The sequence below is a fragment of the Rhizobium sp. YS-1r genome (assembly GCF_000757525.1).
Taxonomy (GTDB): Bacteria; Pseudomonadota; Alphaproteobacteria; order Rhizobiales; family Rhizobiaceae; genus Neorhizobium; species Neorhizobium petrolearium.
The window spans coordinates 352,865-372,950 of record NZ_JPYQ01000024.1; the positions used below are offsets into that span (position 1 = coordinate 352,865).

A 20,086-nucleotide genomic window follows, 5' to 3' on the forward strand; every position below is an offset into this window, starting at 1 on the left:
CAAGGACGAGAAAAGCTGAGTACAAGTATTGAGTTTATCGGGGATTGGGCTACAAACATAGTGGGCACCTCATCTGTACAGCGCGTCTGCCTTCGCGGAAGGCCGGCGCAGGGCGTGGTATGACCATGAAGAGTACGGTGCCTAATACTCTTATATTTTTATTCGCTTGTTTTTTGCTCCTCGTCAATGCGCCGCAGTCGATGGCGCAGCAAAACCCGGCCGCTAAGCCCGCAACCGAGATCCGGATAGGCTATATTCGAGCTTATGAGCCGCAACTGGCCCTTTCGGTTTTGGATATCCCTCCGGCGGATGAAGGTGTCGCGGGGGCAAAGGTTGCTATCAACGACAACAACACGACCGGCAGGTTTCTCGGGCAATCCTTCACTCTGGACGTGGTTCAGACGAAGCGGGATGAGGATGTTGTCCCCGTATTCCGGGAAATGCTGGTCCGGGGCGAGAAATATGTGCTGACCGACATCTCGGCCAGGCAATTGCTCTCCATCGCCGATCTCGCCAAGGAAAACGGCGTGCTTCTTTTCAACGTAGGATCGACGGACGATATCCTGCGTGAACAGGAATGCCGCTCCAACGTCTTCCACACCGCTCCGACCCGGAGCATGCTTGCCGATGGCCTGGCTCAGTATCTGATCTGGAAGCAATGGCGCACCTGGGTCCTTCTCTATGGTTCCCACGAACCGGATCAGCTTTTCGCCGACGCGATCCGGCGGTCGGCGAAGCGCTTCGGCGCCAAGATCGTCGAGGAACGGCTCTACAAGGATACCGGCACAGCCCGCCGCACCGACAGCGGCGTCGTTCAGGTCCAACGGCAGATGCCGGTCTTCACCCAGAACCTGCCGGCACACGACGTGGTGATCGTCGCGGATGAAAGCGAAGTCTTCGGCAGCTATGTTCCCTACCGGACCTGGGATCCGAGGCCGGTCGCCGGAACAGCCGGCCTCATCCCATCCTCCTGGCATCCGGCCAGCGAGCAATGGGGCGGTTCTCAGATCCAGAACCGCTTCGTGAAAGCGACCGGACGCCGCATGCTGGGCAAGGACATGCAGGCTTGGACGGCCGGCCGCATTCTCGGCGAGGCGGCGACGCGGACCAACAGCAATGACCCCGCAAAAATCGAAGCCTTCCTGAAAGATGAAAATTTCTCGCTGGCGGCGTTCAAGGGGCAGAAGGTGACCTTCCGACGGTGGAATTGGCAACTTCGTCAGCCGATCTTCCTCGGCGACGGCCGCGGCGTGATCTCCACCTCACCACAGGAGGGATTTCTTCATCAGTTTTCCGGACTCGATACATTGGGGATAGATCAGCCGGAGACGGCCTGCAAACTGAATTGATAAACGGGAATGGGAGGAGAGAATGCGCAGACATGCTTACCTGCTGGCGGGAACCATCGCGGCTGTCGTCGATGTAGGGCCATCCTGGGCCAATGCCGTCTATGTCTCGAATGAGAAGGACAATACCGTCACAGTCGTCGATTCCAAGACGATGGAAGTAACGAAGACGATCGAGGTGGGGCAGAGACCGCGCGGGATCACGATTTCCCATGATGGGAAGCATCTTTACGTCTGCGCCAGCGACGACGATACGGTGGAGATCATCGATACCGCGACTCATCAGATTATCGGAACGCTGCCATCCGGTCCGGACCCTGAACTTTTCGTGCTCTCTCCAGACGGCAAGACCCTTTATGTCGCCAATGAAGACGACAATCTCGTCACCGTTATCGACGTCGACAGGAAAAGCGTGATCTCCGAGATACCGGTCGGCGTGGAGCCTGAGGGCATGGGCATCAGCCCCGATGGCAAGACGATGGTGAATACATCAGAAACCACCAACATGGCGCATTTCATCGACACGTCGACCCATGAGATCGTGGCGAACGTGCTCGTTGATTCACGCCCGCGTTTCGCCGAGTTCAAGCCGGACGGATCGCAGGTCTGGATATCCGCGGAAATCGGCGGCACGATCTCCGTCATCGACAACGCCTCCAGAGAGGTCGTCAAGAAGATCACCTTCGAAATCCAGGGCTTACGCTCGGAAGCGATACAACCCGTGGGCGTGCGAATCACGGCGGATGGCAAGAAGGCCTATGTCGCGCTCGGGCCTGCCAACCGGGTGGCCGTTGTTAACACGGAAACCTACGAGGTCGAAAAATACATCCTCGTGGGCCAGCGCGTCTGGCAATTGGCGTTCACGCCGGACGGCAAGAACCTGATCAGCACCAACGGCCTTTCGAACGATATCACCTTCATCGACACGGAGAGCGATGAACCGATCAAGTCCGTCACTGTCGGGGCGCTGCCCTGGGGTGTGACGGTCGCACCCGACTGATCCATATTTCGATTTTTTCAAAGGGAGGAAGACATGTCGAAATTCACAGCTATTGCCTTTGCCGCGCTCATCGGCGCCCTTTCGGTGCAGAATCAGGCCTTCGCCCAATCCGCCGATAGCGACGATGACGACGATGCGCCCAAGGTCACGCGCGCCAGCCAGAATGTTCCGGAATTGATCCTCGGATCGAAAGACGACAACTTCGCCGTGAACCAGAAGGATTTCGAACTTATTGCAGGACAGGGCTACCGCTGGAAAATCACATCTGCGGCCGGCCTCGAATACAAATTCATGACCGATCTGTTCCGTAACGTCTGGATGAACCAGATCGTCATCAACGATCTCGAAGTTCACATGAACGGCGCACCTGCATGGCTGGAATTCGATTCCGAAGGAACGATAAACGTCCAGTTCACAACGGTGCGGCCAGGCGAATACACGTGGTCGGTTCCCGATTTGGCGGGCAAGGGCATGACGGGCAAGATCATCATCAAGTAGCCGAACCAGGTGTGGCCCCATGCGGGCCGCGGCCAAGCCGCCGCTTGTGAAAGGCAATACGATGAAGCTGCAATCCCGTTTAACAGAAACGTCCCAAGATGAGGAGAGAGCGGCGGCGGCCGCTCTCGAACTCGCGTCTGTCAGCTATAGCTATGGCCAGCGAAAGGCGCTCGACAATGTCTCGTTTTCCATAGAACCATCGCGGTTCACCGTGCTCCTGGGGCTTAATGGCGCCGGCAAGACGACACTCTTCTCGCTCGTCAGCCATCTTTTCTCGCCGCGAACGGGCCGCATTCGCGTTTTCGGCCAGGATATCAACCGCAATTCGGGTCCGGCGCTCAGGCGCCTCGGCATCGTGTTCCAGGCACGCACCCTCGATCTCGATCTGAGTGTCCGGCAGAATCTCCTCTACCACGCCGCCTTGCACGGTATCGGGACGCGCGTGGCGCGGCCGCGGATCGACGAACTTCTTCAGTCGATCGATATGACCGACCGTATCGAGGAAAAGGTGCGCGGCCTTTCCGGCGGACAGATCAGGCGGGTCGAGATCATTCGCGCCCTGTTGCATCGCCCCTCCCTGCTGCTGCTCGACGAAGCGACGGTGGGACTCGACATCAAGTCGCGCGCGACCATACTGAAGGACATCCGCGCGCTCGTTCAACAGCAAGGGATCAGTGTGCTTTGGGCGACCCATCTGATCGATGAGGTCGGACAGGCGGATCAGGTTCTGGTTCTCGACCAGGGAAGGCTCGTCGCCGATGGCCAGGTGTCGACCATTCTTTCTGAGACAGGCACGGAGACAATCAACCAGGCATTCTCAAAACTGACCGGCATCGCGGATTTGAATGTTCGGGGAGGAAGGCCATGACCGATGCAGCCAGAACGTTCGCGGGTTCACCGTCGGAGAAATGGAAGGGGTTCACCCCGATCCAGTATCTCGTCTGTCTCAAGGGTATTCTCCAACGAGAATGGCTTCGATACCTTTCGCAGAAGGAACGTTTCGTCTCCTCCCTTGTTCGTCCCCTGCTCTGGCTCTTCATTTTCGCGGCCGGTTTCCGGCAGGTGCTCGGTGTTTCGATCATCCCACCCTACGAGACCTATGTTCTATACGAGGTCTACATCACGCCGGGATTGTGCGGGATGATCCTCCTCTTCAGCGGCATGCAATCCTCACTGTCGATGGTCTATGACCGCGAGATGGGCAACATGCGCATCCTGCTCGTCAGTCCCTTTCCCCGCTGGTACCTGCTGGTCTCCAAGCTTCTGGCGGGCGTCGCCGTTTCCCTCCTCCAGGTCTATGCTTTTCTGGCGATTGCCTGGTTCTGGGATGTCAAAGCACCGGTCGGGGGTTATATGCTGATCCTGCCTGCGCTCTTCTTCTCCGGATTGATGCTCGGAGCGCTCGGCATGCTGCTGTCGTCCCTCGTCAAGCAGTTGGAGAATTTTGCAGGCATCATGAACTTCGTGATCTTTCCCATGTATTTCGCCTCCTCGGCACTCTATCCGCTCTGGCGAGTGCAGGAGGCGAGCCCCCTGCTCTATCAGATATGCCTCCTGAACCCGTTCACCTATGCGGTTGAGCTCATCCGCTTCGCCTTTTACGGCCGTATCGAATGGATATCGCTGATCGTCGTCGTGGCCGTCACGCTCGCCCTGCTCGGCGGAGCTATTCTGGCCTATAATCCCGCACGCGGTCTCACCGTCCGCAAACAGGATATGGGAGGAAGCCAATGAGCCGATATGTTCCTCTGATCGCAATGCTCGCCGCGCTATCGGCCATACCGACGGCCTTCGCCGCGGCTAATGCCGATCCCGACTGGCCTTGCATTCAACGCAAAGTGCCCGAGATCTCGATCGGCCAGGTTTGGAACGGGGACGAACTGCCCGAAACGGCCAAGCAGTGGGACAGGGATCCTCGGGTGTCCGATCTTGCCGCCGAACTCGTCAAGCGCAGCAATCCGATCGAAAATGCTCGCAAGCAGGTTTCGGATTATGCCGCGACCCTGCCGAAAGAGCAGGTGCATGAAAAGTTGGAGCAACTTTTCATGGGGGTGTTCGACAAGATCAATATAGAGCGCGGCCAGATCATCTCTGGCATTGCACGCTATGCCGAAAAGCAAAGGCAGCTTGCGGCTGATGTCAGAAAGAAGGCCGCGGAAATCGACAGGATGCGAGCCGCAGCCGATACCGACCAGGCGGAGCTTGCCAGGCATGACCAACAGCTGACATGGGAGACGCGCATCTTCGAAGAACGCGTCCAGTCGCTAACCTATGTCTGCGAAGTTCCGACGCTGATCGAGCAGCGGCTCTACAGCATTTCGAAGATTATCGATGAGACGATGCAAAAGAACTGACATTCCGGTCGGCGAGAGATCAGATCAAACACGATGACCGGTGTGTAGCCAGCCATCGAATGGCTCACGTCCATCTCTCACGCAATATGGCCGAGACGTTTGACACGCCTCGGCCATTGATCGTGGTGGCAAAGCCTCAGTTCTGCCAGCTCTTCACGAGTTCGTCGTAGTTGATGGTGATCGGCTTTTCTTTCTCGTTCTCGACCTTCAACTGCGGCGCGAGATTGCCTTTCGAGACGGCGTCCTTGTTCCAGTATTCGAGGTCATGCTCCTCGGCAAGCTTGGGACCGATATCGCCCTGGACGCCGGCACGTTCGAGGCGCTGCAGCACCTTCTCCTGTTCGGCGCAAAGCGAATCCATCGCTTCTTGTGCGGTTTTTGCACCCGAAGACGCATCACCGATCGCCTGCCACCACAGCTGGGCAAGCTTCGGATAGTCCGGGACGTTGGTGCCGGTCGGCGACCACTGCAGACGAGCCGGCGAGCGATAGAACTCGATCAGGCCGCCGAGCTTGGGCGCACGGTCGGTGAAGGACTTGTGGTCAAGCGTGGACTGACGAATGAAGGTAAGACCGACATGGCTCTTCTTCACGTCCACGGTCTTTGATGTCACGAACTGCGCATAGAGCCAGGCTGCCTTTGCGCGATCGTCCGGGGTGGATTTCATGAGCGTCCAGGAGCCGGCGTCCTGATAGCCGAGCTTCATGCCATCCTTCCAGTAGACACCATGTGGGCTCGGAGCGAAGCGCCACTTCGGCGTGCCGTCCGAATTGACCACCGGCAGGCCTTCCTTCACGAAGTCAGCGGTAAAAGCGGTATACGTGAACATCTGTTGGGCGACTTCGCCCTGCGACGGTACCGGACCCGATTCCGAGAAGGTCATGCCCTGTGCAGCCGCCGGCGCGTAGGCCTTCATCCAGTCGAGATACTTCTGGATCGAATAGACGGCCGCAGGACCATTGGTGTCGCCACCGCGCGCAACGCATGAGCCCACCGGACGAGACTTCTCGTCGACCTTGATGCCCCACTCGTCGACCGGCTTACCGTTCGGAATACCCTTGTCGCCGTTACCGGCCATCGAGAGCCAGGCATCCGTGAAGCGCCAGCCGAGTGACGGATCCTTCTTGCCGTAATCCATATGGCCATAGACCTTCTTGCCGTCGATCTCACGGCCGGTGAAGAACTCCGCGATATCTTCATAGGCAGACCAGTTGACCGGAACGCCGAGATCGTAGCCGTACTTCGCCTTGAAATCCGCCTTGTTCTTCTCGTCGTTGAACCAGTCGTAGCGGAACCAGTAGAGGTTCGCGAACTGCTGGTCGGGCAACTGATAGAGCTTGCCGTCCGGCGCGGTGGTGAAGGACTTGCCGATGAAGTCGTCGATGTCGAGGTTCGGGTTGGTGACATCCTTGCCTTCATTCGCCATGAAGTCAGTCAGGCTGCGCGCCTGCTGATAGCGCCAATGCGTGCCGATGAGGTCGGAGTCGTTGATGTAGGCGTCGTAGATGTTCTCGCCCGACTGCATCTGCGTCTGCAGCTTCTCGACCACGTCGCCTTCGCCGATCAGGTCGTGAGTAATCTTGATACCGGTGATTGCCGTGAAGGCAGGCGCCAGCACTTTGGATTCGTATTCATGAGTGGTGATGGTTTCGGAGACGACCTTGATGTCCATGCCGGCGAAAGGCTTCGCCGCGTCGATGAACCACTGCATCTCCTTTTCCTGCTCGGCGCTGGAAAGCGTCGACATGTCGCCGATTTCCTTGCTCAGGAACTGTTTTGCCTCCTCCATCCCGGCGAAGGCCGAGCCGGTCAGTGCCAGCAGCATGGCTGCCGTTGTCGTCATAAGATGCCGTCGCATGATATCCTCCCAGAGTTTGCGATTGCACGTTCAGTTCGAGGCAGCCGGTATTCTGGTCGCCCGTATCAGCTTGCCTTTAGACGAAGCGGAAAACGCCGATGGCGTAGACCACCGCTATGGCAAGAGCCCACCACAGGTTGGGACCGACCAGCCCCAGCCATGCAAGATGAATGAATGCAGCCCCGAGCAGCGAGATGAAGAGCCGGTCTCCCCGCGTCGTTTCAAACCGCAGGATGCCGACGCGCGGCGAGCCTCCCGGTGCAAAATATTCCCAGACGCTCATGCCGATCAGCAGCATGAGGATCGTCAGGAAGAACAACGCCGTGGGAAGCGTCCAGGCCATCCATGAAAAGTTCATGCGTGCTTCCTCCTTGTCAGACGCGGCCGAGCGCAAAGCCCTTGGCGATGTAGTTTCGGACGAAATAGATGACCAGCGCGCCCGGCACGATGGTGAGCACACCCGCGGCGGCGAGCACGCCCCAGTCCATCCCGGCAGCAGAGACCGTACGCGTCATGATTGCGGAGATGGGTTTTGCCGCCGTCGTCGTCAGCGTGCGGGCAAGAAGCAGTTCCACCCACGAAAACATGAAGCAGAAGAAGGCGGCCACCCCAATGCCGGAGGCGATCAGCGGCGTGAAAATCCTGACGAAGAAGCGCGGGAAGGAATAGCCGTCGATATAGGCCGTCTCGTCGATTTCCTTCGGCACGCCGGACATGAAGCCCTCCAGGATCCAGACGGCAAGTGGCACGTTGAACAGGCAATGCGCCAGCGCAACCGCAATATGTGTGTCGATGAGACCGAAGGCGGAATAAAGCTGGAAGAAAGGCAGGGCGAAGACCGCAGGCGGCGCCATCCGGTTCGTCAGCAGCCAGAAGAACAGGTGCTTGTCGCCGAGGAACCGATAGCGCGAGAAGGCATAGGCAGCCGGCAGCGCCGCAAGCACCGAAATCACGGTATTCATCACCACGTAGATGATCGAGTTGATATAACCCGAATACCAGGACGGATCGGTGAAGATCACCGTGTAGTTCCTGAGCGTCGGGTTCTGCGGCCAGAGCGAAAAGGTGCCGGTAATCTCGGCATTTTCCTTGAAGCTCATGTTGATGAGCCAATAGATCGGCAACAGCAGGAAGACGATGTAGATCGCGGAAACGAGCCAGGAGAAATTACCGGCAGGCTTGTATTTCGTAGGCGAAGCCATGGCTCTCTCCTTTCTCAACGGTTCGCGTCGCTGCTAGTCATCACGGTGTAGAATATCCATGAGAGCAGCAGGATGATCAGGAAATAGATGATGGACATGGCAGCCGCCGGCCCGAGATCGAACTGTCCGACCGCCATCTTCACGAGATCGATCGACAGGAAGGTGGTCGAATTGCCGGGGCCTCCGCCGGTCACCACGAAAGGCTCGGTATAGATCATGAAGCTGTCCATGAAGCGCAGGAGCACGGCGATCAGCAGCACACGCTTCATCTTCGGCAATTGGATGTAGCGGAAAACGGACCAGCGCGAAGCGCCGTCGATCTTGGCTGCCTGATAATAGGCGTCCGGGATGGAGACCAGACCGGCATAGCACAGAAGCACGACCAGGCTCGTCCAATGCCACACATCCATGATGACGACGGTAATCCAGGCGTCGATCGGATCGCGGACATAGTTGTAGTCGATGCCGAGCGCCCAGAGCGTGTGGCCCAATAATCCGATGTCCACCCGGCCAAAGACCTGCCAGATTGTGCCGACCACGTTCCATGGAATGAGGAGCGGAAGCGCCATCAGGACGAGGCAGACAGGAACGCCGATGCCCTTCTTCGGCATGTTGAGCGCGATGAAGATGCCAAGCGGGATTTCCAGCGCCAGGATGATGAAGGAAAAGAGGAGGTTGCGCTGCAGCGCTTCCCAGAACCTATCGGAATGCAGGATATCGTCGAACCAGTCCGTACCGGCCCAGAAGAATTCGTTGTTGCCGAAGGTGTCCTGGACCGAATAGTTGACCACGGTCATCAACGGGATCACCGCCGAGAAGGCGACGAGCAGCAGGACCGGCAGCACCAGGAACCAGGCCTTGTTGTTCCAGGTCTTCTCCATGATCAGCCCTCCCCGCCGACGCGCCACGAATCGGCATAGATATTGATGGCTGCGGGGTCGAAGGTAACGCGTGGCTCGGATGGGATTTCTGCATCTTCTTCCGCAACAATGGAGATCGGCTGGCCTGCGAAGCTCGCGCGCACGATCTTAAGCCGGCCGATGTCCTCTATGCGGGTTATGCTTACCGGCATTCCCTCGCTGCCGATCCGAACAAATTCCGGGCGAATGCCGAGTTCAATCTTGCCGACGCCCGAGATATCGGGAGCGTAATCAAGCGAAATCTTTTCGTCGCCAATCGTCACGGTGCTCCCGTCGATCTTGGCGGGCAGCACGTTCATACCGGGTGAGCCGATAAAATAGCCGACGAAAGTATGCCGAGGACGCTCGAAGAGTTCTGCCGGCGTGCCGATCTGGACAATCTGGCCATCGTACATGACCACGACCTTGTCAGCGAATGTCAGTGCCTCCGTCTGGTCATGCGTCACATAGACCATCGTAAAGCCGAACTGTTTGTGAAGCCGCTTCAACTGCGAGCGCAGCACCCATTTCATATGAGGATCGATCACCGTCAGCGGTTCGTCGAACAGGATGGCGTTGACGTCGTTGCGCACCAGTCCGCGCCCGAGCGAGATCTTCTGCTTCTGGTCGGCTGTGAGCCTCTGGGCCTTGCGCTTCGCCCAATCCGAAAGATCGATGATCTCCAGCATCTCGCGGACACGCCGGTCGATTTCCGGTTCAGGGACACCGCGGTTTCTCAATGGAAACGCCAGATTGTCGTAAACTGTCATCGTGTCGTAGATGACCGGGAACTGGAAAACCTGCGCGATGTTACGGGCCTGAGTGGACAGATTCGTTACGTCCTTTCCGTCGAACAGGATACGGCCGTGGGACGGCTGCAGGAGGCCGGAGATGATATTGAGGAGGGTCGTCTTTCCACAGCCGGACGGGCCAAGCAGCGCGTAGGCGCCACCGTCGTGCCATTCATGATCGATTTCGCGCAGCGCGTAATCCTGATCGGATTGTGGGCTGGCTCCGTAGGCGTGGCGGATATGGTCGAGGGTGATGCGTGCCATATCTTTCCCCTCAATAGGCCGCGGCGGTCGCGATGGCGCGCCCGTTCGTTCCGAAAGCCATCAGATGGCGGGTGTCCAGGAAGACCTCGATTTCCGTGTCAGGATCGATATCGTGGATTCCCCGCGCCAGCATGACCCAGCGAATCCCCTTGAAATCGAGGTGAACGAAGCTTTCCGAACCGGTGATCTCGGAAATCTGGGTCCTCGCCCTGATATGCGCCGAACTGGACGTCTGCGCCGAAAGTCCGAGATGATGCGGGTGAAAGGCGACCGTCATCGGTCCGTCCGCGACGTTAGCGAGATGCGATGGCACCGGCATGCCATCGGAGTCCCCATGCCGGAACGAGCCGCCCGACTTGATGACTTCAATGAAGTTGAGCGGCGGATCGGCGAAGGTCTTTGCGGTAATGAGATCAGCCGGTCGGCGATAAACATCAATCGTCGGACCGAACTGCGTCACCCGGCCTTCGCAGAGTGTGACTGTATTGCCGCCAAGGAGAAGCGCCTCCGAGGGTTCGGTCGTCGCATAGACGAAGATCGCACCAGATTGCGCAAATATCTTCGGCAGTTCGACGCGCAATTCCTCGCGCAGCTTGTAATCGAGGTTGGCGAGCGGCTCGTCCATCAGCACAAGACCGGCATTCTTGACGAGGGCACGGGCAAGTGCCGTCCGCTGCTGCTGGCCGCCGGAAAGGTTGAGCGGCGTGCGGTCAAGATAAGGCGTCAGCCGCAGGAGGTCGGCAGTCTTGCGCACTTCCCGGTCGATCGTCGCCGCGTCCTTGCCGGCGATCCGCATTGGGGAAGCAATATTCTCGTAGACGGTCAGGGACGGATAGTTGATGAACTGCTGATAGACCATCGCAATGTTGCGCTTCTGTACCGGCACGCCGGTGACATCCACACCATCGAAATTGATGGATCCATCCGTCGGGCGATCAAGGCCTGCCATCAGCCGCATCAACGAGGTCTTGCCCGAAAGGGTAGGGCCGAGCAGGACATTGAGCGTTCCCCGCTGCAACGTCAGATCGGTGGGGCGAATGTGGTATTCGCCTCCTGCCATTTTCGACACATTGCGCAATTCGAGCATTGATGCCTCGGGCCTCCCAACCCTCGGTTCAGTTGCGGTTTCCTTGCTTCGCCTATGCTGCGCGGCGGATTCCAGCCATATAGTCCTCCAGTCGCACAGCCTCATCAGCCGTCAGCAACAGTCCCTGCTTGGTGCGGCGCCACAGAACGTCCTCCGCCGTTAGGGCCCACTCTTTCTCCATCAGCCAGCGTATTTCGATCTCGTAGAGGGAGCCGCCGAAATGGCGACCGAGATCGCCGGCGACAGCGGCGTTGCCGAGAATGACCGCAGCATTCGTACCATAACAGCGCACGAGGCGTTCGGCATGTCTTGTCTCGATGAACGGATAACGCTGCCGAAGCGACTTCACTTGATCCTTATAGCTGACGACAGGGAAATCACCGCCCGGCAGCCGGCTTTTGGCCGTCCAGGGTGCCGCCTTGGCGCCGATCGCCTCGCCAATCTTCTCCAGAGCGTGCTCTGCGAGCCGGCGATAGGTGGTCAGCTTGCCGCCAAACACGTTGAGCAGCGGAGCACCCTCGGCTTCGTCAACTTTCAACACATAGTCGCGCGTGGCTTCCTGCGCTTTTGACGCGCCGTCGTCATAGAGTGGCCGGACGGCGGAATAGCTCCAGACGATGTCCTCCGGCCGCACGGGTTCCGAAAAATATTCGCTGGCCGCGCCGCAGAGATATCGGACTTCTTCATCGCTGATCTTGACGTCCTTTGGATCGCCTTTGTAGTCGCGATCCGTGGTGCCGATCAGCGTGAAGTCGCGTTCATAGGGAATGGCAAAGATGATGCGATTGTCCGGATTCTGAAAGAAGTAGGCACGCTCACCGTCGAACTTCTTCTTCACGACGATATGGCTGCCCTGAACGAGGCGGACATTGTGAGCCTCGTTACGGCCGAAGACACCGCGGATGACGTGGTCGACCCACGGGCCCGCGGCATTGATAAGCATTCTCGCCTTATAGCTCGCGGTCTTGCCGGAAACAGCATCAACCGTATCGATCGACCAAAAGCCGTTCTCACGCTTGGCGGAGACCACCTTGGTGCGAGGCATGATCAACGCACCCTTGTCTGCCGCATCGCGGGCGTTCAGCACCACCATCCGGGCATCATCCACCCAGCCGTCGGAATATTCGAAAGCCTTGGTGAAAAGCGATTTGAGCGGCTTTGCAGCAGGGTCCGACCGCATGTCGAGCACGGCGGTCGGAGGCAGCAGCTTGCGGCCGCCCAGATGGTCGTAAAGGAAAAGGCCGAGGCGGATCATCCATGCCGGCCGAATTCCGCCCTTGTGATAGGGCAGAACGAACCGCAGCGGCCAAATGATGTGCGGCGCCATGGCCCAGAGGGTTTCGCGCTCCATCAGCGACTCGCGCACAAGCCGGAATTCGTAATGTTCAAGGTAGCGCAAGCCGCCATGGATGAGCTTGGTGGCGCCTGATGATGTGCCGGAGGCAAAATCGTTCATCTCGGCGAGAGCGACGGAATAACCGCGCCCGGCCGCATCACGCGCAATGCCGCAGCCATTGATGCCACCGCCAATCACGAAAAGATCGAAAACCGCTTTGCCCGACATTTCTTATGCACCAATTTCGCATTGCAGCATTATGCGCGATTACGAAAGATAAATTCATCTAAATCGAAACAAAATCGAATGTCAAAAGATATTCTTCGAAACCGCTTTCGCACCTTCATCGCCATTCTGAACATTCGTCTCGATCAACCGAACGTCGCGTTCCGCGCAGATTTGTCTGATAGACGGGACAGGGCAGTGATCGGTGATGAAGGTGTGGACCTGGGATATATGGCCGATACGGACCGGGGCAGTACGCTCGAACTTGGAGGCATCGGACACGAGAATCACATGCCGGGCGTTGGCGATAATGGCTTGGGCAACCTTCACTTCCCGGTAATCGAAATCGAGTAGCGCTCCGTCTTCATCAATCGCCGAGACACCGATCACGGCGAAATCCACCTTGAACTGGCGAATGAAATCCACTGCCGCCTCGCCCACAATACCGCCGTCCGATCCGCGCACGACGCCGCCGGCAATCACCACCTCGATGAAGGGGTAGACCCTCAATCTGTTGGCAACGTTGATATTGTTTGTGATGACCATCAGGTCCTTGTGGTCCACCAGCGCCTCGCCGACGGCTTCGGTCGTGGTGCCGATATTGATGAAAAGGGACGAGTTGTCGGGGATAATCGCGGCCGCCATCCGGCCGATCGCCTGCTTTTCCGTAGCAGCCATGGAGCGGCGCGCATCGTACTTCACGTTCTCGTTGCCGCTCGGGAACACCGCCCCGCCATGGATCCGCGTCAATGCCCTGCTATCGCACAGATCGTTGAGATCCTTGCGGATCGTCTGAGGCGTGACCCCAAAGCGGGCGGAGAGGTCATCGACGAGAACTCGTCCATGCTCCTTGGCAATGGACATGATTTCCGACTGCCGACTGCTGAGCAGCATTGGGTCTCCTCCGGCGGTTTCGCTTTTTTCATTTTACGGCAAAACGAAAGATCGCCAAGTACCCGTTCTCACTGTCCTGACTTATCCTTCCCGTGTCGGAGAAGGGGTTATCCGCCCTTTTGGGGGAGGCGGATACATCCTTTCCTGCGAGCCCGGGCATTCATCCACTTAGCGGTGCGTAACGCCGACGGCTTGGAGGATAGCCTGTGCTTGCAAGCGACCTTCATAGGCCGCATGGTACACGCCTTCCTGCGCATGTTGGTGGCTTCGCTGCTCTGCGCAAAATTGTGCCCCGTATCGGCGGGGAAGATCCGGAGATGCTTCTATGGAATTGAAATGGCTGGAGGATTTTCTTAGCCTTTCTCATTTCATGAACTTTACGCTTGCGGCTGGCGACAGGCACATCACCCAGTCGGCATTGAGCAGGCGCATCCGGCAGCTCGAGGAATGGGTCGGGCTTCCGTTGATAGATCGTTCCACCTACCCGGTGCGACTGACGCCTGCTGGAGAAAGCTTCCTGCCCCGCGCGCGCAAGACAGTTGAAATGTTGATCGCGCTTCGCGAAGAGACACAGGAGCAGCATGCCGCTCCTCAAGACATCCTCTCCTTCGCCACCATGAGTACGCTGGTTCTCACGTTCTTTCCGGTCTGGATGGAGAAAATCGAGGCAGACGGGGAGTCGTTCCGGACGCGCTTCACGGAGGCTTACTCCTCTTTTTCCAACAATGTATCGAAGCTGTTCCGCAATGAATGCGACTTCCTTCTGACCTACGCGCATGAGTGTGTCCCCGCGATCAAGGAATTGTCCGACTATCCCTATCTCACCCTTGGGTCGGAACGCGTCATCGCCATTTCAGCCCCGACCGACGACGGCGCTCCCATTCACCAGGTATGCGCCGACGGAACGCCCGTAAATTATCTGAGTTATCGGGATAGTTCCTTCTTCGCCCAGGCACTCCCCAAGACCATCTTTGACAAGACTGCAATCCGCTTGAATACCGTTTATGAAAACGCGATGTCGGCCGCCCTGAAGGCCATGGCCGTGTCCGGTCACGGCGTCGCCTGGATTCCCGAAAGTCTGGCAGTCAACGAAATGAGCACAGGGCAGCTCGTTCGGGCAGCGGACCCGTCACTCGACATGGAGGTGGAGATCAGGCTCTACCGTTCCTACCGTTTGCGCAGCAAGCGTGCAGGACAGTTCTGGAGACGTGCCGAAGAGGTCGGCATGCTCGCCGACCGCGTCGTTCCTTGATCCAGCCGATATTTGCCCCGAGGCCTGCTTCTTCAAGCCGCTGTCGTGCGATTGTCGAAGAGCTGTTCAAGAAAGCTCATATTCGTCAGTTCGTCGAGCGCTTCGAGAGTCGCGTAAAGTGCTTCTGCATCCTTGAGGCCTGCGACACAATCAAGGAACTTCGTCCTGCGGTCCTCTTCTGAAAAGGGGTCGGCAAGACCACCCCGCGCGAAGAAACGTTCCTTTTCGTAGACATGGCCGCCATCGAGTGTGATCCTTAACCGATGTGGCAGCTGTGTTGCGGCACGTTCTTCTGCCGGAGTGTAATGGGTCATCGAAATCTTCGCGAGCAGCGGGTCCCGCACCAAAGCGGCCACGCTTGGCGGCGTGAAATCCGACAATGACAGCTTCTTGCGGCGCAAGGCGAGGGCGAGGCAATATTGCATGGAGAAGCGTGCCTCCATCTCGTTGACTGGCTTGGTATAAGGGAGATTGCGAAAATTCGCGATACCGACATGGCATTCCGCGGAGACGACGGCGTCGGCATCAAGCGGCACCTCATGCAGGAGGTCGAGCGCCATGTCGACGACCAAATGTGTCGAGCCGCAGCAGGGGTGTCGCTTCGGCATGAGCCCGATGGTCTCGATGACATGATCACGGGTGCACGCGATAGACTCGCGATCATAGCCCACAGGGTCCGATCCGCCGAACATTTCGAGGAATCCCTGCGGCCCTTCGAGAATGTCCGATCTGCCGTATAATCCTTCGGCTGCCAGCAAAGCCGCTTCGACAGCGTTGCGGGCCGCCATTCCGGCATGGAACGGCTTGGCGGGAGTGCCGAATTGTCCCTTCGTGCCGGACGCCATGCTTGCCCCCAGGGAAAGGGCCCGGGCAATCCCGCCGGCGTCCAGTCCCAGGAGCTTTGCCGCTCCCGCCGCGGTACCGATGCTGCCGATCGTTGATGTGCCATGCCATCCGGCGGTGTAGTGTGATCCGGCAACGCCGCTGCCGACAAAGGCCTGTGCCTGGAGCGCCACAAGATAGGCATCCACCAGCGCACGGCCGCTTGCTCCGGTCCGGCCGGCAATCGCGAGCAATGCCGGCACGATGACCGCCGAGGCATGGCTCATGCCGGGTTTGAAATTGTCGTCGTAATCGAGCGCATGTGCCGCCGTGCCGTTCACAAGAGCTGCAACGGAGGGAGACTGGCGCGCGCCGGTCACGAGCGGTGCTTCGTCCACGGACTGCGACCCGAAGGCGCGGCTGACCGCCAGGCTGCTGATATCGCCCCGGCCCGCGTAGAGACAGGCAAGCGTGTCGGCGATCGCCTCGCGGGCAAGCCTCCGGGCAGTATCCGTGGTTGCCGGTGGTGCGGCGCACCATGCCGCAATGGTTTCGATAACGCTCATTGTCATGGGACTCATTGGTAAACCGTTCGGAGGAAACACAAATCCAGCTGCGGCCGACGAGAGACGCAGATGGCAGGAAGCAGGAATTCGGAAAGCCGTGCTCAGGACGTATCTATCGCGGCCAGCAGATGCCGCAGCAGCCGTCCCATACCAAAGTTCTTGACCTCGCGTCCGGGTATTTCGGTATCGACGCGGTGGATCACGACCATATCCAGTGCCGGCATGACCAGGCAGTAATGACCGCCGGCCCCAAGCGCCGCATAGCTGCCTTTCGGCGTGACGACACCTGGCAGGAAGACGCCGTCCCTCTCCAGCCACCACATGTAACCATAGGCGCCGCGTGTACCGGCGTGCGAATAGGGCATGACACATTCATGTGCCCATCCGACCGGGAGCACTGGCGCCCCGTTCCAGACCCCCCGCTGAAGGAAGAGTTGCCCGAAACGCGCGAGGTCACGGCTCGACATGCGGAACGGGTAGGCGGGATGGTCGCTGATGTCGAACGTCTCGTGCCATCCATCCGGTTTGTCGCCGTCAAGCGAGAAGTCCTCCATGCCGATCGGGCCGGCAATGCGGCGAGCGAAGGCCTCATGAACAGTCTCACCGGTCAAGCGGGTGAAGATCGTGCCGAGCGCGTTGAAGTCCCAGTTGTTGTAACACCAGAAGGTTCCGGGCGCGTGGGAATGTCGTGTCTCCTTGATCCGTCGCATCCAGACGGTTTCGTAACCGGCTGGATGATAGATGCCGGAACGGGCGGTCAGCAAGTCATAGACGGTGGCTTGCCTCTCGATGTCGCTCAGCCCCTCCCGGTCGTCGATGCCGAGGCTTTCCAGCGTCGCCGAAAGATCGATCCTGCCGCTTTCCACCTCGAAGCCGATCAGGGCGGCAAGGAAACTTTTGCGGATGGAATGGCAGAGGAATTTTCGCGCCGGATCGCCGAGAGAGAAAGCCACCTTGCCGTGACGAATGACGAGCAGCATGTCGGTCGCCTGTGATGCCGCGCAGGCGCGGACCGCCTCCAGCGCCCCCGGCCGGAAGCCGGCAGAGCTTTCGCTGCCATGCCATTCCCATTCAAGGTCAATCGGATCGTCTTTCTTGAACGCGACCTCGACATTCATGCTCCAACCTCCTCGCGGCGTGCCACCGCCTCGATGCTGGCTTCGAGAAACGCTCGCGTGTAGTCCTCCCTCGCCTGGAAATGGCGGATCTGTTCTGCGCTCAGCTCCTCGATGATCCGCCCCTGATGCATGATCCCGGCGCGCTCGCAGATATGGGCGATCACCGCAAGATCGTGCGACACCATGAGATAGGTCAGGTTGCGCTCGCGGCGCAGGCGCTTCAGGAGGTTCAGGATTTCCGCCTGCACGGAGACATCGAGAGCCGAGGTCGGCTCGTCCAGCAGAAGCACGTCCGGCTCGATGATCAGCGCCCTTGCAATCGCCACGCGCTGGCGCTGTCCGCCGGACAGTTCATGGGGATAGCGATAGCGGAAGGACGGGCCGAGCCCGACGGCCTCCAGTGTCTCGGCGATACGTTCCGACGGGCGGTCGAAGCCGTGGATGGCGAGCGGCTCGGCCAGAACCCGTTCCACGATCTTGCGCGGATGCAGGCTGCCGTAGGGGTCCTGGAAGACCATCTGCACGCGGCGGAAGAAGTCTTTGCCGCGCTTCTTCGGCAATTCACGAGCCCCGAGGACGAGCGCACCCTCGTAATCGCTGTTCAAGCCGGAAAGAGCGCGCAGGATCGTCGACTTGCCGCAACCCGATTCACCGATAAGGCCATAGGCCCCCCCTTTCTGGATACGGAAGGACACATCATTGACGACGCGGGTGCGCATGTTCTGGGCACCGAAGCTGATGGAAAGGCCGATGGCCTCTATCAGGGAACGATCGGGCGCGCTCATACAAGGACTCCGTTGCGATAAACAGGCCCGTCGAGCCAGGAGGGATCACGGACCGGTACCCTCAACTCGTCCACCGGATGGTCGAGGCGTGGCAGGCTTTCGAGAAGCGCCTGCGTGTAGGGATGGCGGGCCTGATGCAGGTCCCGCGCGGGAAGATCCTCCATGATCCTGCCGGCATACATGACGAGAACCCGGTCGCAGAAGCTGGCAACCAGATTGAGGTCGTGGCTGATGAACATCAGGCCCGTTCCCCTCCGGCTCACCAGTTCGTCAAGGATCGTCAGGACCTGGCGGCGCACCGTCACATCCAGCGCGGAGGTCGGCTCGTCGGCGATGATCAGGTCCGGCTCGGGGATCAGCATCATGGCGATCATGATGCGCTGCCCCATGCCGCCGGATACCTCATGCGGAAAAAGATCGAAGACGCGCTTCGGCTCGCGGATCTGCACCGCTTCCAGCATGGCAAGCGCCTTGGCCTTGGCTTCGGCAGGCGGCGCATTGTGATGCAGCCGGTAAGCCTCGACGATCTGGTTGCCGATGCGCATCAGCGGGTTGAGCGAGTATTTCGGATCCTGCAGGATCATCGAGATATGATTGCCGCGAATCCGGCGCATGTCCTTTTCGCTGGCGACCAGGAGGTCCGTGTCGCCGAACCGCATGTGCTTGGCGGTGATTTTCGCGCCCTTCGGCGTCAGTTTCAGCAGCGAGCGTCCGGTGAGCGATTTGCCGGAACCGGATTCGCCGACAACCCCGACCTTCTCGCGGCCGATGGTGAAGGAGATCCCCCGGACGGCGTCATGATTGCGATGCGCGCCGTGAAAGCGGATCCTGAGGTCCTCAACGTCGATGAGCGGCTTATCCATGGCGGGGGTCCAGAACGTCGCGCAGTCCGTCGCCGAAAAGATTGAAGGCGAGGCTGGTCAGCAGGATGGCGGAACCGGGAATGGCGGCGATCCACCAGCTCGTCATCACGAACTCCCGGCCGGAGGAAAGCATGGTGCCCCATTCCGGGCTCGGAGGCTGTGCCCCGAGGCCGAGGAAGCCGAGGCCGGCCGCCGTCAGGATGATCGCCGCCATGTTGAGCGTCACGCGCACGACGACGGAGGGGATGCACATAGGCACGACATGCCCGAAGATGATCCGCAATTTCGACGCGCCCTGGAGGCGGACCGCCGCGATATAATCGGACTTGCGAATGGTCAGGGTTTCGGCACGGGCGAGACGTGCAATCGGCGGCCAGGATGCAAGCGAAATCGCGATGATCGCATTCTCGATGCCGGGACCCAGGGCAGCGACGAACGCCAGCGCGAGAATGAGGTTCGGGAAGGCGAGGAAAATGTCGACGATGCGCATCAGAACCGTATCGACCCAGCCGCCCAGGTAACCGGCTGTCGTGCCCACCAGCAAACCGATGGGCGCAACGATGACGGTGGTCAGAAGAGCGATGTAGAGGGTGATCCGCGCACCATAGATCAGGCGGCTATAGACGTCGCGGCCGAGTTCGTCGGTACCCAGCCAATGTTCCGCCGAAGGGGGCAGGAGGCGCATCGCGAGGTCCTGCTCGAAGATGTCATGCGTCGCCAGAAGCGGCGCCAGAAGCGCAGCGGCAAGAATGACGACGATGACGGCAAGGCCGAACAGCGCCGAAACATTGGAACGCAATCGCCACCATTGCAGCCAGAGCTGCTGCATGCGGGCGTGAAAAGGGGAAGTGGGCACGGGCGCATGCAACCATGCGCCGAGGCCGGAGAGTGAAATGTTCTGGGACATCAAGGCTTTGTCGGTCATG

20 protein-coding genes are annotated in these 20,086 nt (G+C 59.2%); 7 read left to right on the forward strand and 13 right to left on the reverse strand.

Annotated features, from left to right (window positions below):
• Positions 1-200: 200 nt before the first annotated feature.
• The 6 genes from JL39_RS17640 to JL39_RS17665 all read left to right on the forward strand — a co-directional run bounded on the left by JL39_RS17640 (position 201) and on the right by JL39_RS17665 (position 5,198).
• Complete coding sequence (locus JL39_RS17640) at positions 201-1,349, forward strand: ABC transporter substrate-binding protein (protein ID WP_161784773.1); 1,149 nt, start codon at positions 201-203, stop codon at positions 1,347-1,349.
• A 22-nt stretch (positions 1,350-1,371) separates the two neighbouring features.
• Positions 1,372-2,346, forward strand: coding sequence for a YVTN family beta-propeller repeat protein (locus tag JL39_RS17645; RefSeq protein WP_037153223.1), 975 nt, complete (start codon positions 1,372-1,374; stop codon positions 2,344-2,346).
• Positions 2,347-2,379: 33 nt separating this feature from the next.
• Complete coding sequence (locus JL39_RS17650; RefSeq protein ID WP_037153226.1) at positions 2,380-2,844, forward strand: hypothetical protein; 465 nt, start codon at positions 2,380-2,382, stop codon at positions 2,842-2,844.
• A 61-nt stretch (positions 2,845-2,905) separates the two neighbouring features.
• A complete protein-coding gene (locus JL39_RS17655) occupies positions 2,906-3,712 on the forward strand; it encodes an ATP-binding cassette domain-containing protein (protein ID WP_037153792.1) in 807 nt (268 codons plus the stop codon).
• Entirely contained in the window at positions 3,709-4,578 is an 870-nt protein-coding gene (locus JL39_RS17660; protein WP_037153227.1) for an ABC transporter permease, read from the forward strand. Before JL39_RS17655 ends, JL39_RS17660 begins: the two co-directional genes overlap by 4 nt.
• Complete coding sequence (locus JL39_RS17665) at positions 4,575-5,198, forward strand: hypothetical protein (RefSeq protein WP_037153230.1); 624 nt, start codon at positions 4,575-4,577, stop codon at positions 5,196-5,198. Before JL39_RS17660 ends, JL39_RS17665 begins: the two co-directional genes overlap by 4 nt.
• 136 nt (positions 5,199-5,334) lie before the next feature.
• Here the strand turns inward: JL39_RS17665 and JL39_RS17670 are convergent, their stop codons facing one another.
• From JL39_RS17670 to JL39_RS17705, 8 genes are all read right to left on the reverse strand, one after another.
• Entirely contained in the window at positions 5,335-7,056 is a 1,722-nt protein-coding gene (locus tag JL39_RS17670) for an ABC transporter substrate-binding protein (protein ID WP_037153234.1), read from the reverse strand.
• A 76-nt stretch (positions 7,057-7,132) separates the two neighbouring features.
• A complete protein-coding gene (locus JL39_RS17675) occupies positions 7,133-7,414 on the reverse strand; it encodes a DUF2160 domain-containing protein (protein ID WP_037153237.1) in 282 nt (93 codons plus the stop codon).
• A 16-nt stretch (positions 7,415-7,430) separates the two neighbouring features.
• Positions 7,431-8,258, reverse strand: coding sequence for a carbohydrate ABC transporter permease (locus tag JL39_RS17680; RefSeq protein ID WP_037153241.1), 828 nt, complete (start codon positions 8,256-8,258; stop codon positions 7,431-7,433).
• A 14-nt stretch (positions 8,259-8,272) separates the two neighbouring features.
• Positions 8,273-9,139, reverse strand: coding sequence for a sugar ABC transporter permease (locus JL39_RS17685; RefSeq protein ID WP_037153244.1), 867 nt, complete (start codon positions 9,137-9,139; stop codon positions 8,273-8,275).
• A 2-nt stretch (positions 9,140-9,141) separates the two neighbouring features.
• A complete protein-coding gene (locus tag JL39_RS17690; RefSeq protein ID WP_037153247.1) occupies positions 9,142-10,212 on the reverse strand; it encodes an ABC transporter ATP-binding protein in 1,071 nt (356 codons plus the stop codon).
• A 10-nt stretch (positions 10,213-10,222) separates the two neighbouring features.
• Positions 10,223-11,299: an ABC transporter ATP-binding protein gene (locus JL39_RS17695; protein WP_037153250.1), complete on the reverse strand. Its 1,077-nt coding sequence runs from the start codon at positions 11,297-11,299 to the stop codon at positions 10,223-10,225.
• A gap of 52 nt (positions 11,300-11,351) precedes the next feature.
• Entirely contained in the window at positions 11,352-12,863 is a 1,512-nt protein-coding gene (glpD, locus tag JL39_RS17700) for a glycerol-3-phosphate dehydrogenase (protein WP_037153253.1), read from the reverse strand.
• A gap of 81 nt (positions 12,864-12,944) precedes the next feature.
• Positions 12,945-13,754, reverse strand: a complete 810-nt coding sequence (locus tag JL39_RS17705; protein ID WP_037153255.1) for a DeoR/GlpR family DNA-binding transcription regulator — start codon at positions 13,752-13,754, stop codon at positions 12,945-12,947.
• Between the two features lie 325 nt (positions 13,755-14,079).
• Here JL39_RS17705 and JL39_RS17710 point away from each other — a divergent pair, with 325 nt between their 5' ends.
• Positions 14,080-15,006, forward strand: coding sequence for a LysR family transcriptional regulator (locus tag JL39_RS17710; protein WP_037153258.1), 927 nt, complete (start codon positions 14,080-14,082; stop codon positions 15,004-15,006).
• 32 nt (positions 15,007-15,038) lie between these two features.
• Here the strand turns inward: JL39_RS17710 and JL39_RS17715 are convergent, their stop codons facing one another.
• The 5 genes from JL39_RS17715 to nikC form a co-directional block, all read right to left on the reverse strand.
• Positions 15,039-16,394, reverse strand: coding sequence for an MmgE/PrpD family protein (locus JL39_RS17715; protein ID WP_037153261.1), 1,356 nt, complete (start codon positions 16,392-16,394; stop codon positions 15,039-15,041).
• 101 nt (positions 16,395-16,495) lie between these two features.
• A complete protein-coding gene (locus tag JL39_RS17720; RefSeq protein WP_052182945.1) occupies positions 16,496-17,512 on the reverse strand; it encodes a serine hydrolase domain-containing protein in 1,017 nt (338 codons plus the stop codon).
• Positions 17,509-18,297, reverse strand: coding sequence for an ABC transporter ATP-binding protein (locus JL39_RS17725; protein ID WP_037153265.1), 789 nt, complete (start codon positions 18,295-18,297; stop codon positions 17,509-17,511). The genes JL39_RS17720 and JL39_RS17725 overlap by 4 nt, the downstream gene beginning before the upstream one ends.
• Positions 18,294-19,160 (reverse strand): ABC transporter ATP-binding protein, encoded by an 867-nt coding sequence (locus JL39_RS17730; RefSeq protein WP_037153267.1) that lies wholly within the window; start codon positions 19,158-19,160, stop codon positions 18,294-18,296. The genes JL39_RS17725 and JL39_RS17730 overlap by 4 nt, the downstream gene beginning before the upstream one ends.
• A complete protein-coding gene (gene nikC / locus JL39_RS17735; RefSeq protein ID WP_037153270.1) occupies positions 19,153-20,085 on the reverse strand; it encodes a nickel transporter permease in 933 nt (310 codons plus the stop codon). Before nikC ends, JL39_RS17730 begins: the two co-directional genes overlap by 8 nt.
• Between the last annotated feature and the right edge of the window lies 1 nt (position 20,086).